The sequence below is a fragment of the Pseudomonas fluorescens genome, assembly GCF_902497775.2.
GTDB classification, from domain to species: Bacteria; Pseudomonadota; Gammaproteobacteria; order Pseudomonadales; family Pseudomonadaceae; genus Aquipseudomonas; species Aquipseudomonas putida_F.
In genome coordinates this window covers 1,249,570-1,262,928 of the sequence record NZ_OZ024668.1, presented here as the reverse complement: position 1 = coordinate 1,262,928, position 13,359 = coordinate 1,249,570, and the positions used below count along the sequence as shown (strand labels likewise).

The following is a 13,359-nucleotide window of genomic DNA, read 5'->3' as shown; positions in this document are numbered from 1 at the left end:
GCGGTTCAGTCCTGACTGGTGGCGCCGATCTTGTGAATCGACAGGTCGGCGCCGTAGTACTCCTGCTCCTGGCTCAGGCGCAGGCCGTGCAGCAGCTTGATGCTGCCGTACACGGCAAAGCCGCCGAGCAAGGCCACCAGCACTCCGGCCAGGCTGCCGATCAGCTGGCTGATCAGGCTCACCCCGCCCAGACCGCCCAGGGCGCTCTGACCAAAGATCCCACAGGCTATCCCGCCCCATACCCCGCACAGGCCATGCAGCGGCCATACACCCAGGACGTCATCGATCTTCCAGGTGTTCTGCGCGGCGATAAAGCACCAGACAAACAGAGCCCCGGCAATCGCCCCGGTGGCCAGCGCGCCCACCGGGTGCATCAGGTCGGAACCTGCGCACACCGCTACCAGCCCGGCCAGCGGGCCGTTGTGCAGAAAGCCCGGGTCGTTGCGTCCGACCAGCAAGGCGGCGACGGTGCCGCCAACCATGGCCATCAACGAGTTGACTGCCACCAGGCCGCTGACCCCTTGCAGGGTTTGCGCGCTCATGACGTTGAAGCCGAACCAGCCGACAATCAGAATCCACGAACCCAGGGCCAGAAACGGAATGTTCGACGGCGCAAAGGCCACCAGCTTGCCGTCGCGATAACGGCCATTGCGCGGCCCCAGCAGCAATACCGCCGCCAGCGCCAGCCAACCGCCCATGGCGTGCACCACCACGGAGCCGGCGAAGTCATGAAAGCCTGCACCAAAGCGCGCCGCCAGCCAGGCCTGCAGGCCAAAGTTGCCATTCCAGACGATGCCTTCGAAAAACGGATAGACGAAGGCAACGATCAGCACCGTGGCGCACAATTGCGGGGCAAAGCGCGCCCGCTCGGCGATCCCGCCGGAGATGATCGCCGGAATCGCCGCGGCAAAGGTCAGCAGGAAGAAGAACTTCACCAGGCTGTAGCCATGCTCCTGGCTCAACACCTGGGCCGGCTGCAGAAAAACCACACCATAGGAAATCCAGTAGCCGATAAAAAAGTACGCCAGGGTCGAGACGGCAAAATCGCTGAGAATCTTCGACAAGGCATTGACCTGGTTCTTGTGCCTCACCGTGCCCACCTCAAGGAAGGCGAAGCCTGCGTGCATGGCCAAGACCATCACCGCACCGAGCAGGATGAACAGCGTGTTGGAACCGTGGACCAGGGTGTCCACTGCGCTTTGCAAATTTTCCATGGAGTAGGCAGGCCTGCAAAAAAGCACCAAGACAGCTCAAAAACACTCCCTCGTGCACCAGCCTGGATCGTTATGGCGGCCACCTCCCTGGCCGATCCGGGTAGTACGGGAGTTTTTCCTTGGGTTTGTCGTGGATTGGGTTAAGGTTTACAGGTCCGGCATTGGCCCGCGCCCAGAAGCGGCGCAGGCACCGGTCCTGGCGCACCACGGCAAAGCAAAAGCTGTACCAGTGAATTGCACTTGAACCTTCGCCCGCGCCCACGACTCGAAATAGCCACACACTCTATTAGGGAGAGCCCCATGGCCAGCAAATCGGCAAAGACTGCTCAAGACATATTGATGGCTGACTTCCAGGCCCTGGTACGCGATACCGAGAAGCTGCTGGAACACACTGCAACCCTGGCCGGTGATCAGGCCGACGACCTGCGCGAGCAGATCCACGACAGCCTGCTGCGCGCCCGGGAAACCCTGCAACTGACCCAGGACTCGGTACGCGAACGCGGCCAGGCGGCCCTGACCGCCACCGAAGACTACGTGCAGAGCAACCCCTGGCAGTCGATCGGCATTGCCGCCGGCGTAGGTTTTTTGATCGGCCTGTTGGCCACCCGCCGCTGAGGACCGAGCATGGAAAGCGAACCACTGGCCGGCGCCGGCCCCTCCAGCAAGCGCCTTGGCGCTGCGGTACTGGGCCTGTTGCATGGCCACGTCGAACTGTTCGGCATCGAACTGCAGGAGCAAAAAGCTCGCACCCTGAGCCTGCTGCTGTTCGCCGGACTGGCCCTGGTCTTTGCCTTGCTGTTGCTGACCGCCCTCTCCGGCCTGGTGCTGGTGATGCTCTGGGACAGTTATCGCCTGGCCGGGATCATCGGCCTGTGCGTGTTCTACGGGCTGGCAGCAATATTCTGTGGCCTGCGCCTGAAAGCGGCGGTGTTCGATGAATCGTCGCCGTTCAGTTCGACCCTCGAAGAGCTTGCCAAGGACCGGGAGCGCCTGTTGCCATGAGCCTGCCAGAACTGCCGCAAACCACCAATCGCCGGGAACTGCGCAAGGCCCTGGTGCGTCTGCGCCTGGAGATGCACCGCCAGGAAATTCGCCATGAGTCCGGGCAACTGCTCAACCCCCTGACCCGTTTGCGCTCCATGGGCGACTCACTGCAAGGCGGCCTGGGCATCAAGCACGCGCCACTGTGGGGCATTGGCGCCGTGGTGCTGCTGGGTTTCCTGACCGGCAAAGGCGCCCGCAGCGGCAGCGTCAGCCGCCTGGTGCGCCTGGGCACCAGCCTGATTCCGTTGTTGAAGCTGGCCATGCAAGGAACAGGTAGCAAGCGTTAAAAAGCAAGAGCGAAGCGAATTGTGCTTTTGATCTTGATCCACCGGCCCCGTTAACCAGAAGGGCCGAGTGGAGGTGTTGCGAAGGGGCTAGTGCGCAGCACCTTCGGCGTTAGCCGAAGTTGCGAAACGTAGAGTTGCTTGCAACTCGTAGTTCGCAATGCCCCGTAGCGACACCGGAACGTTTGCTTACTTTTTTTCGACTGAAAAAGTAAGCCGCCGTAAAGGCGGAAGGGGCCCGCCAGTACACCCGATCAAATGGATAAGCCCACAGATCGCAAGAACACACTTGCACCCCCGACCCAAACCACGAAGCTACCCCCTGCCCCCCCCGCACCGGAGAAATGGCCTTGGATTGGCACACCCTGCTCACCCGCGAACGCCTCGGCAAACCCCTGCACAGCCCCGAAGAACTCGGCCGCAGCCCGTTCCACAAAGACCACGACCGGATCATCTTCTCCGGCGCCTTCCGCCGCCTGGGCCGCAAGACCCAAGTCCACCCGGTGTCCAGCAACGACCACATCCACACCCGCCTGACCCACTCCCTGGAAGTCAGCTGCGTCGGCCGCTCGCTGGGCATGCGCGTCGGCGAAACCCTGCGCGCCAGCCTGCCGCAATGGTGCGAACCCAGCGACCTGGGCATGGTCGTGCAGTCAGCTTGCCTGGCCCATGACATCGGCAACCCGCCGTTCGGCCATTCCGGCGAAGACGCCATCCGCCACTGGTTCCAGCAAGCCGCCGGACGTGGCTGGCTGGACGCCATGAGCGAAGCCGAACGCGCCGACTTTCTCAACTTCGAAGGCAACGCCCAGGGCTTTCGGGTGCTCACCCAACTCGAGTACCACCAGTTCGACGGCGGCACCCGGCTGACCTACGCCACCCTCGGCACCTACCTCAAGTACCCCTGGACTGCACGCCATGCCGATGCCCTGGGTTACAAGAAACACAAATTCGGTTGCTATCAGAGCGAACTGCCCCTGCTTGAACAGATCGCCCGCAAGCTCGGCCTGCCGCAGATTGAAGAACAACGCTGGGCGCGCCACCCGCTGGTGTACCTGATGGAGGCAGCCGATGACATCTGCTATGCGCTGATTGACCTCGAAGACGGCCTGGAGATGGACCTGCTCGAGTATGCCGAGGTGGAATCACTGCTGTTGAGCCTGGTAGGCGACGATCTACCGGAAACCTATCGCCAGCTAGGCCCCGACGATTCACGTCGACGCAAACTGGCGATCCTGCGCGGCAAGGCCATCGAGCACCTGACCAACGCCGCAGCACGCGCCTTTGTCGAACAACAGGACGCCCTGCTGGCAGGTACCCTCGGCGGCGATCTGGTCGAGCACATGCATGGCCCGGCCAAGCGCTGCGTACTGCAGGCCAAGGACATTGCGCGCAAGAAAATCTTCCAGGACAAGCGCAAGACCCTGCATGAGATAGGCGCCTACACCACTCTGGAAATCCTGCTCAACTCGTTCTGTGGCGCTGCCCTGGAACAGCATGGCGGACGCACCCCCTCGTTCAAGAGCCGCCGCATCCTCGACCTGCTGGGTAAAAACGCGCCGAGCCCCGACACCTCGCTGCATGCTTCCTTCCTGCGCATGATCGACTTCATCGCCGGGATGACCGACAGCTATGCCAGCGAAATGGCCCGTGAAATGACCGGCCGCTCCAGCCCTGTCTGATCTGTTGCGACGCACTGCCCGAGCATCGGGCAGTGCACTTGCATCGAAATAAGTAGGAAATAACTTACACAAAAAGAACCATTATCAACACAGCTACTCTTTCGCAATCCAGCCTTACTTTAAACCCATACAACACCCGCCCTTGAAAGATCCCCCTGTAATCTTCGCTTGCAAATCTAGTAGGACTTTTCCTATATATCGATTAACACGCCTTTAGTTCATGTGCGACCTGTTCTATCTGCGTTAAGGTGCCACTTCTCTCTGGCACCTTTATGGAAGTTCAACATGTACTCTGTATTCATCGTCGACGATCACCCGGTCATCCGCCTGGCGGTGCGCATGCTTCTGGAGAACGAAGGTTATCGAGTGGTCGGGGAAACGGACAACGGCGTAGACGCCATGCAAATGGTTCGCGAGTGCCTGCCTGACTTGATCATCCTCGACATCAGCATCCCGCGCCTGGACGGCCTGGAAGTGCTATCGCGCTTCCATGCCATGGGCATCCCCAAAAAAATGAAAATCCTGGTACTGACCGCGCAATCGCCAGCGCTGTTCGGCAGTCGCTGCATGTATTCGGGAGCCGATGGCTATGTGTGCAAAGCAGAAGAGCTCTGCGAACTGCTCAGTGCGATAAAAGCCATACTCTGCGGAAACAACTACTTCCCCAGCCAGGCCATCAACCCCGTAGGCCGGCAGAGTGATTCGACATCGGAGCTGGACCTGTTCAAACAAGTCAACGATCGTGAACTGATGGTTCTGCAACTGTTTGCCCAAGGTCGCAGCAACAAGGAAATTGCCCAGGGCATGTTTCTCAGCAACAAGACCGTCAGTACTTACAAGAAAAGACTGATGCAAAAACTCAAAGCCAATTCACTGGTCGAATTGATTGAAATGGCGAAACGCAATGCACTGGTTTGAGGCCACTCATGCCTAGGCAACGCCTGTCCCTGTTGCTGTGCGCCGCGCTGGCCTGCCTGAGCCTGGCCGCTCAGGCTGACGAAGTCGCCTCCAGCCCGTTCACGCTGTTCAGCCGTGCCGATCCGCTTCCGACGAAACTGCCGCTGACCCCGACCCAGCAAGCCTGGGTTCAAGGCAAGGGCCAACTGGTTCTGGGGACTTCGGCGCCGGACTACCCGCCTTTTGACATGACCGCCAGCGGCCGTGATTACGAAGGTCTGACCGCTGATTTTGCCGGGTTGATCGGCTCGGCACTGGGTCTGCCGATCCAGGTACAACGTTTTGCCACTCGCCAGGACGCGGTAAAGGCCCTGGTACAAGGGCAAATCGACTTGCTGGGCAGCACCAACGGCTTCGAGGCCGCGACCCCAGGCATTGCGCTGTCCAAGCCTTATGCTGTCGATCAACCGGTGCTGGTCACCCGCGAGAACGAACCACGCCCGCTCGACATGGGCCTGGCGGGCCTGCGCCTGAGCATGGTCTATCACTACCTGCCGATGGATGAAGTGCTGGCCAATTATCCCGATGCCACCATTCAGTCATACCCGTCCTATCAGAATGCACTTAACGCGGTCGCTTTCGATCAGGCCGATGTGTTTCTTGGCGACACCATCTCGACCCACTACCTAATCAACCAGGGCCATTTGCAGAACGTCAAGATGGCCAACTTCGGCAAGCACGAGCCCGTTGGCTTCAGCTTCGCCGTGCACAACGACAATCAGACCCTGCTGGAGCTGGTCAACGCCACCCTCGACCTGGTGTCCAGCAGTACGCGAGAAAGCATCTTCAAACGCTGGAGTGCCGGCAGCGATGTGTTGCTGACCGACCGCAAGCTGCAGTTGTCACAACGTGAAGAGCGCTGGCTGAGCGGCCACCCGGTGGTACGGGTGGTGGTCAACGAGACCGCTGCGCCGCTGACCTTTTTCGACAGCTCCGGCAACTTTCGCGGGATTGCCGCCGACTTGCTGGAGCTGATCCGCCTGCGTACCGGATTGCGCTTTGAAGTACAGCGGGCCAGTGGCATCAGCGATATGATCGACCGCCTCAATCATGACCAGGCTGATGTCATCGCCGCAATTTCACCCAGCCCTCGTCGCGCCGGGACACTGGCGATCAGTCGCCCTTACCTGGAAAACTCCTACGTACTGATCACACAAAAGGGAGCCGATGCACCCGATTCCCTTGAGCAGATGAACGGTAGGCGTCTGGCCCTGACCCGCGACAGCCCCTTGTACGAAGACTTGCGCCAGCGCTTTCCCGGCATTCAACTGGTCGAAACCGAGAGCACCTACTACTCCACGTCATTGCTGGCCAGTGGTCATGTCGATGCAGCCATCACTGCGTTGATCAATGCCAACTTCGCCCTGGCTTCCCAACGCGACCTGATGATCCGCTCCTCGGTGGGCGCCGAACCGGCCACCTTTGCCATGGCCACTGCGCGCAACGCCCAGGAACTGGCGTCAATCCTCGACAAGGCGCTGCTGAGCATCGCGCCAGAGGAACTGGGCATCATCAATAGCCGCTGGCGCGGCTACAGCACGGAAACCGACGCCTACTGGCAAAAGTACCAGCGCCTGATTCTCCAGGTGATCCTGGGCACCAGCCTGCTGTTGCTGCTGTCACTGGCCTGGAACGCCTGGATGCGCCGCCAGATCAAACAGCGCGAGGCTGCCGAACTGGCCCTGAACGACCAGCTCGAATTCATGCGCGCCCTGCTCAACGGCACCCCCCACCCCATGTACGTTCGCGATCGCGCCGGCTTGCTACAAAGTTGCAACGACAGCTACCTGGAGGCTGTCGAGGCGCAACTGAGCGATGTGCTGGGCAAAAGCATCGAGGAAAGCACCCTGGGCGACAGCTGCTATGCCAGCCAGATTCAAGCCGACTACCAGAAGGTCATGCGCGAAGGTATCCCGCTGATCGTCGATCGGCCGTTGTTGCTCAAGGAACGGGAGCTGACCATCTACCACTGGATCCTGCCTTATCGAAATTCACTGGGCGAAGTCCAGGGCATCATCGGTGGCTGGATCGACATCAGCGAGCGACGCCAGTTGATTCAGGACCTGCGCCTGGCCAAGCAGCGGGCCGATGATGCCAATCGGGCCAAAAGCGTCTTTCTGGCAACCATCAGCCACGAGATACGCACACCGATGAATGCCATCATCGGCATGCTCGAACTCACGCTCAAACGGGCGGATCAGGGGCATATCGATCGCCCCGCCATCGAGGTTGCCTACAAATCGGCCAAGGAACTGCTGGCCTTGATTGGCGACATCCTCGACATGGCGCGAATCGAGTCCGGCCACCTGACCCTGGCGCCGGAGCCGGTCAACCTGGCGGAACTGGTCGAATCGGTCGGCCGCGTGTTCGATGGCGTGGCCCGGCAGAAAGACCTGCTGCTGCGCCTGCAGATTGCCCCGCAGGCCTACTGTGAGGTCCTGCTAGACCCGCTGCGGTTCAAACAGATCCTGTCGAACCTGGTCAGCAACGCGATCAAGTTCACCGAAAAGGGCCAAGTCACCGTGCACCTGGCCCTGGAGCCCGGCCCCACGCCCGACCAGCCGACCTTGAAGGTAACCGTACAGGACAGTGGCATCGGTATCAGCCCGCAGGACCAGCAGCGCCTGTTCCTGCCCTTCGCCCAGGCCAATCCGGACAGCAACCTGGCCCGCAGCGGCACCGGCCTGGGCCTGGCGATCAGCCGCGACCTGTGTGAGTCGATGGGCGGCAACCTGACCTTGCACAGCATTTTCGGTCAGGGCACCCGCGTGTGCATAAGCATGCCCATGACCCTGCTGGCAGAAACCCCCAAGCCAGCCGTGGCAACGCCAGAGCCCTGTGCGGTACTGCCGCCCTTGCGCGTGCTGGTCATCGATGATCACCCGGCCAACTTGCTGCTGATTGCCCAGCAACTGAACTTCCTGGGGCTTGAGCACGAAAGTGCCGACAATGGCCTCAGTGGCCTGAGCACCTGGCGCCGCGGCCAATTCGATGTGGTGATCGTCGACTGCAACATGCCCCAGTTGAATGGCTATCAGTTCACCCAGGCGGCACGGGACCACGAACAGCAGTATCAATGGGCGCCCTGCACCATCCTTGGCTACACCGCCAACGCCCAGCCGGAGGTCCGCGAGCGCTGCCGCCAGGTCGGCATGAATGACTGCCTGCTCAAACCCATCAGCCTCAGTGATCTGGGGCGGCGTCTGGCCGAAGCCGCCGTGGTGGCGGCCCACCCGAGCGCGCCTGCGCCATTGCCATTCGACGTGCAGGGGCTGGAGCCGGTGGTCGGCAAAAACATGAGTGATTTGCGCCAACTGCTCGAAGAACTGCTGCGCAGCTTCAAACGCGACCGTGCCTCACTCGAGGCCATCGATGCGCTGGGCGACACAACGCAACTGATGAATCAGGCCCACAAGATTCTGGGGCCGGCACGCATCATTCAAGCCGACAGCTTGATTCGGGCCTGTGAGCGACTGGAAGCCGATTGCCAGAGTAACCAGGCAGCATCGGTGCTGGAGCATCGCCAGCAGCAGCTGCTGAGCGTCTTGAGCGCGCTTGAAAACGCGCTGCAGGGGTACTTGCAAGAACAACCCGCCCAAGCATCGGGTGAAAAAACCTGAGCGGACGGTGGGGCAGAAACGAAAACGGCGGCCACTGGGGCCGCCGTTTCAGCAGGATCAGGAAGCCGAATTAACCGGCTTTTCCGGATACCAGGCGTCCAGCAGCGGGCTGACTTCGATCTTGGTCAGCTCGGCGCGGCCTTTGAGCCAGCCTTCAACAGTTGCACGCTGCTCTTCGGTGACCGAGCCACGCTTGGCGCTGCAGACCAGACCGAAGTCGTCGCCGCCAACATAGTCCAGACCATTGGCATCCATGGCGTCGTCCAGGAACGCATCAAGGAAGGCGTCAATGGCTTCGTCGGACAAATCTTCCTTGAATTCCAGGTTCAGCTCAAAACCCAGCTCCTGGAATTCATCCACGCAGAGTTTTTTGCGCAGACGGCGGGAACGGTTAGTGGCCATGAAACAATCCTCTTGAGTATTAACGCGCGGCACTTTACCAGTTTCACCGCACGATTGCCGGAATAAAAGCCGATAAGCTGTTGTTTGATCCTGTATTCGCAGGCCCATGGGCGATCTGCTTGGGGCATAATGCGCGCTATATTTTTCCGTATCGGGGCCTTCACCTTTTTTCGCTCCGTTTTTTTCACCCCTCGCTCGCAGGGTTTTATTGCACATGATCAGATCTCTTCGCCCTCTTCTGCTTGCCGGCCTGCTGATGCCACTGGCGCTCTCCAGCCACGCGGCCGCGGTCAACACCACGCTGTCACCGAAAGTGCAGCAGGCGCTTAAAACCAACAAACTGCAGGACTCGGCCCTGTCGCTGGTCATGCTGCCGCTCAACGGCCCGGGCACGCCGACCGTGTTCAATGCCGATGTCTCGGTCAACCCGGCCTCGACCATGAAGCTGGTCACCACCTACGCCGCGCTGGAAATGCTCGGCCCCACCCACCAGTGGAAAACCGAGTTCTACAGCGACGGCCCGCTGCGCAATGGCGTGTTGCAGGGCAACCTGTACCTCAAGGGCGGTGGCGACCCGAAACTGAACATGGAAAAGCTCTGGCTGCTGATGCGCGACCTGCGCGCCAATGGCGTACAGACCATCAGCGGTGACCTGGTGCTCGATCGCAGCCATTTCGTCCAGCCGCAACTGCCGCAGTTCAATGATGATGGCGGCGACGAAAACAAACCCTTCCTGGTCAAGCCCGACTCGCTGCTGATCAACCTCAAGGCCCTGCGCTTCGTCGCCCGCAACGACGGCGGCAAGGTCCTGGTGTCGGTCGAGCCGCCGATTGCCAACATCCGTATCGACAACCAGGTCAAGGCGGTCAACTCCAAGCAGTGCAGCGGCGACGTACGCTACAACCCGGTGGTACAGGCCGACGGCGTCAGCGTCGTGGTCAGCGGCCAGCTGGGCGATGGCTGCAACTCGCAGACCTACCTGTCGCTGCTCGATCACCCGACTTACGCCGCCGGTGCCGTGCGCGCCATCTGGAACGAGCTGGGTGGCAGCATCCAGGGCCGCGACCGGGTCGACAACGTGCCAAAAAGCGCCCGACTGCTGGCCCGCGCCTACTCCCCGGACCTGGTGGAGATCATCCGCGACATCAACAAATACAGTAACAACACCATGGCCCAGCAGCTGTTCCTGAGCCTGGGCGCGCAGTTTCGCACTGACGCCGATGGCGACGACGCCCGCGCCGCCCAGCGCGTGGTGCGCCAGTGGCTGGCGAAAAAAGGCATCACCGCGCCACACCTGATCATGGAAAACGGCTCGGGCCTGTCCCGCGCCGAGCGGGTCAGCACCCGGGAAATGGCGGCGCTGCTGCAAGCGGCCTGGAACAGCCCGTATGCCGCCGAGTTCATCAGCTCGATGCCGCTGGTGGGCATGGACGGCACCATGCGCAAGCGCCTCAAGCGCACCGCCATGACCGGTGAAGCACACATCAAGACCGGCACCCTGAACACCGTACGGGCCATTGCCGGCTTCAGCCGTGACAGCAACGGCAACACCTGGGCGGTCGCCGCGATCCTCAACGATCCGAAACCCTGGGGTGCTTCGGCCGTGCTCGATCAGGTCCTGCTGGACCTGTACCGCCAGCCAAAGCTGGTCAACAGCACCGCTGCCGTCCAGCCCTGAGCCTGGCTCAGGGCAGTTCGCCCTCGACCCGGTCGCGGCCAGCCTGCTTGGCCGCGTAAACCCCCGAGTCGGCGCGTAGCAGCAAGGCATCGGCGCCCTCCCCGGGGCGCCAGCCGGCCACGCCGAAACTTGCCGTGACCATGCCGACCCCATCCACCGGCACGCTGCGCAGGCCCTGCCAGAGCTCCATGGCCAGGGTGTAGGCCTGCTCGCCATTGCTGCCCGGGCACAGAACCATGAACTCCTCGCCACCCAGGCGGCAGAACACATCGGTGCGGCGCAGGCGGTGATTGATGCGCTGGCACAGGCTACGCAGCACATGGTCACCCACGGCGTGGCCATGCAGATCGTTGATGCGCTTGAAGTGATCGATATCCAGCATGATCACCGCCAGGTCCTGATTATCGCGCTGGGCCCGCTCCAGTTCCGCTTTCAGGCGCTCCTGAAAGTAGCGGCGGTTGTGGATGCCGGTCAGCGAGTCGGTCACCGACAATGCGCGCAACTCCTCCTCCACCCGCTTCAGATCAGAGATGTCCGTCAGGTAACCATGCCACAGGGTGCCGCCCTGCTCGGCCGGTTCCGGCGTCGCCTCGCCGCGGATCCAGCGCGTCCCGGCCACCGGCAGCAGTACCCGGTATTCTTCGCGCCAGGGCGTCAGGTGATCGGCGGAGTAACGGATCGACGCGCGCACCCGCGCCAGGTCGTCGGGGTGAATGCGCTCGAACACGGCCGTGGCGTCTTCGCGCAGGCGCTGCGGGTCGATCTCGTAGATATCGCGCAAGCCCTCGCTGGCGTAACTGAAGCAGGAGCTGCCGTCCGGGTCGAGACGGAACTGGTAAATGCCGCCGGGCACCTCGGCGCTGAGCTTTTCCAGCAGACGGTCACGGGCTGCCAGGGCCTCGTGCACGCGCTTGCGCTCGGTGACGTCGATACAAATAGCCAGGTGACCGACCCACAGACCGTGCTCGTCGAGCACCGCGGTGACCATCATGTTGGCCAGCAGGTGGCTGCCATCCTTGCGCAACAGAGTCCACTCGCCGGGCTCGCTGTCGCCCTCCTGGACCGTCTCGGCAAACATCGCCTGGGCCGGGCTGACCTCGCGGCCATAACGCTGGCTCAGGGCCCGGGCGCGGGCTTGCAGTTCCTGGGGTGACACCATGTCCTCCAGGGTCAGGCGACCGATGACTTCAGCGCTGTGATAGCCGAGCAAGCGTTCGGCGCCGGCATTGAAGGTACTGATCACCCCGCGCAGGCTGGTGGCAATGATCGCCACCTGGGTGGCGGCATCGAGCACGCTGCGCAACTGGTTGTGGGTATCGCGCAGCGATTGCTCGCTGACGCGCAGTTCGGCGGTGCGCTGTTCGACCAGGGTCAGGGCCCGCTGGCGCTGGCCGAACAAGCTGAACAACAAGGCGCTGAGCAACAGGCTGAGCAAGCCGCCGAGCAGTACCACGGCATTGACCGCCGACGAACGGTTGGCCTCCATGAACGCAAGGCTGGGCTGGATATCCAGTTGATAGTCATGATCGGCCAGGCGCAACAGATGGCTTGCGGTCAGATCGGTGTCAGCGCCTTGATTACCGGACTGGAACAGCACCTCGTGCTCGCCCTGCCCGGACAGGTCGAGAATGCGCACCACCAGGTTGTCCTGGCTCGGGCTGGGCAGGCCTTCGGCCATCAGCTGCTGCAGGCTGATGACTGCCAGTACGTAGCCATCCGGAGACGTCGCAACGTTGCCCGGCGCGAATACCGGAGCGACCATCAACACCCCCCGAGCATAGGCCGGGTCGACATTGGTCAGGTTAAGGGGCGTCGAAACGGCCATGCTCCCTGGTTGCTGGGCGCGATCGAGGGTCGCCTGGCGCAGCGGCTGTGAGAGCATATCCAGGCCTAACGGCTGAGCCTGGCGGCTTAGCGCCTGGGTGTAGAAGACCGGGTAGTAAAGCGCTCGAGGCCCTGCAACCTGCAGGCTGCCGGCGTCATTGAGTTCGTGGATTGCAAAGGGTTGCTCGAGGGTATGCGACGCGCGCTGTTCGAAGGCTTCACGCTCCTCGCCCGCCACTCGCGGCGCCCAGGCATAGGTCTGGGTGCGGTACAGCAAAGGCTGGGCATAACCGTTGAACTCGGCGAGGGTAACGCTTGTGGAGAACACGAAGAAGCGGCGCAGGCCGTCCAGACGCTGCACCTGATCCTCGAAGCGTTCTTCGATACGGCTGTAACGCTCACTGGCAAGCAGCTCGAAACGTTGCCGCAGTTGCTGGCGGTACAGGTCATGGGTCGCCAGTGCCAGCAGCGCTGTCAACAGGCTGCCGGCCACAAACGCCACACCGGCCACCAGCCAGGCGGAAACTTCTTCGCTGACAAAGCCGAGCATTTTCGGACGAGCGGCGTGCATCGACATAGAAAGCACTCAAAACGCCAGCGTCCAGCGGATCGCGGGCTCTGATTGAGTTATAGCCATTAGCCATTAACGTAGCA

General features: G+C 61.7%; 10 protein-coding genes. 7 read left to right on the top strand and 3 right to left on the bottom strand.

Going from position 1 to position 13,359, the window contains the following annotated elements; translation table 11 throughout:
* Positions 1-5 precede the first annotated feature (5 nt).
* Positions 6-1,214 carry an ammonium transporter gene (locus F8N82_RS05935; RefSeq protein ID WP_038994294.1) on the bottom strand — a complete coding sequence of 403 codons (1,209 nt, stop codon included), beginning with the start codon at positions 1,212-1,214 and terminating at the stop codon, positions 6-8.
* 300 nt (positions 1,215-1,514) lie between these two features.
* Between F8N82_RS05935 and F8N82_RS05930 the strand changes: the two genes are divergently transcribed.
* The 6 genes from F8N82_RS05930 to F8N82_RS05905 all read left to right on the top strand — a co-directional run bounded on the left by F8N82_RS05930 (position 1,515) and on the right by F8N82_RS05905 (position 8,801).
* Positions 1,515-1,829: a DUF883 family protein gene (locus F8N82_RS05930; RefSeq protein ID WP_038994293.1), complete on the top strand. Its 315-nt coding sequence runs from the start codon at positions 1,515-1,517 to the stop codon at positions 1,827-1,829.
* Positions 1,830-1,838: 9 nt separating this feature from the next.
* The gene (locus tag F8N82_RS05925; RefSeq protein ID WP_038994292.1) at positions 1,839-2,216 is read left to right on the top strand and encodes a phage holin family protein; all 378 of its coding nucleotides are present in this window, start codon (positions 1,839-1,841) and stop codon (positions 2,214-2,216) included.
* Positions 2,213-2,545, top strand: a complete 333-nt coding sequence (locus F8N82_RS05920; RefSeq protein ID WP_038994291.1) for a hypothetical protein — start codon at positions 2,213-2,215, stop codon at positions 2,543-2,545. The genes F8N82_RS05925 and F8N82_RS05920 overlap by 4 nt, the downstream gene beginning before the upstream one ends.
* A 347-nt stretch (positions 2,546-2,892) precedes the next feature.
* On the top strand, positions 2,893-4,224 hold the full coding sequence (locus F8N82_RS05915) for a deoxyguanosinetriphosphate triphosphohydrolase (protein ID WP_038999243.1): 1,332 nt from the start codon (positions 2,893-2,895) through the stop codon (positions 4,222-4,224).
* A 285-nt stretch (positions 4,225-4,509) separates the two neighbouring features.
* Positions 4,510-5,142 carry a response regulator transcription factor gene (locus tag F8N82_RS05910; protein ID WP_038994290.1) on the top strand — a complete coding sequence of 211 codons (633 nt, stop codon included), beginning with the start codon at positions 4,510-4,512 and terminating at the stop codon, positions 5,140-5,142.
* Positions 5,143-5,150: 8 nt separating this feature from the next.
* Entirely contained in the window at positions 5,151-8,801 is a 3,651-nt protein-coding gene (locus F8N82_RS05905; protein WP_038994289.1) for a transporter substrate-binding domain-containing protein, read from the top strand.
* A 57-nt stretch (positions 8,802-8,858) separates the two neighbouring features.
* On the opposite strand, the gene F8N82_RS05900 is transcribed toward F8N82_RS05905, so the two are convergent.
* Positions 8,859-9,203, bottom strand: coding sequence for a YggL family protein (locus F8N82_RS05900; RefSeq protein ID WP_038994288.1), 345 nt, complete (start codon positions 9,201-9,203; stop codon positions 8,859-8,861).
* Between the two features lie 214 nt (positions 9,204-9,417).
* Here F8N82_RS05900 and dacB point away from each other — a divergent pair, with 214 nt between their 5' ends.
* On the top strand, positions 9,418-10,881 hold the full coding sequence (gene dacB / locus F8N82_RS05895) for a D-alanyl-D-alanine carboxypeptidase/D-alanyl-D-alanine endopeptidase (RefSeq protein ID WP_038994287.1): 1,464 nt from the start codon (positions 9,418-9,420) through the stop codon (positions 10,879-10,881).
* 7 nt (positions 10,882-10,888) lie between these two features.
* Here dacB and F8N82_RS05890 read toward each other — a convergent pair whose 3' ends face one another.
* Entirely contained in the window at positions 10,889-13,282 is a 2,394-nt protein-coding gene (locus F8N82_RS05890) for a sensor domain-containing diguanylate cyclase (protein ID WP_038994286.1), read from the bottom strand.
* Positions 13,283-13,359: the final 77 nt, after the last annotated feature.